General features: G+C 45.1%; 1 protein-coding gene. It reads left to right on the top strand.

Going from position 1 to position 750, the window contains the following annotated elements:
* Nucleotides 1–750: PD-(D/E)XK nuclease family protein (locus tag AC3G7N_RS20895; RefSeq protein WP_489424080.1), on the top strand; the 750-nt coding region annotated here is incomplete at both ends.

A 750-nucleotide genomic window follows, 5' to 3' on the forward strand; every position in this document is an offset into this window, starting at 1 on the left:
AATGCTGGCCGAACAAGGTATGCAGCTGGCAGAAAGCAGTAAACGAAAGCTGCTTGATGATTGGTTTTATATGTATATCGCGTTTACCTCGTCTAAGGACAGGCTGTGGATTAGTTATCCGTTGAGCGATGAGGAAGGGAAAGCAAAGATGCCTTCGCAAATGATTAAACGGGTGGAGGATTTATTCCCGTATTGCTGTACACATGTGTTGCTGCAGGATCCGGACGAACTATTCCATGCGGAACGGTTTATCACAACTCCTGTAAAAACGCGTGCGGCGCTAACGGCACAACTTGCACGGAATCGGAAAGGTTATCCGCTTAAACCGATTTGGTGGCATGTACTGAACTGGTACATCAAGAATCATGAAAAATATGGTACAAGCTATATCACATTGCAAAGCCTGTATTATCAAAATAAGCCGACAAACCTGTCCGCTGATACAGTGAAAGAACTATATCCACAGCAGGTAAAAGCGAGTGTGTCAAGGCTTGAAATGTACTATCGCTGTTCGTACCAGCATTTCGCCAAATACAGCCTAGGACTTGATGAACGAAAAACGTATAAGCTGGACGCACCGGATATTGGCCAGCTGTTCCATGAGGCACTAAAGAAAATTACTGAATGGGTGCAGGAAGAGGGCAGAAACTTTGCCCAGTTAAATAAGAACGATACCGATGGCTATGCCCAAAAAGCGGTTACCAATCTGGCACCCATTCTGCAGCACCAGATTTTGCACAGTTCAAACAG

Source organism: Virgibacillus carmonensis, from assembly GCF_057836705.1.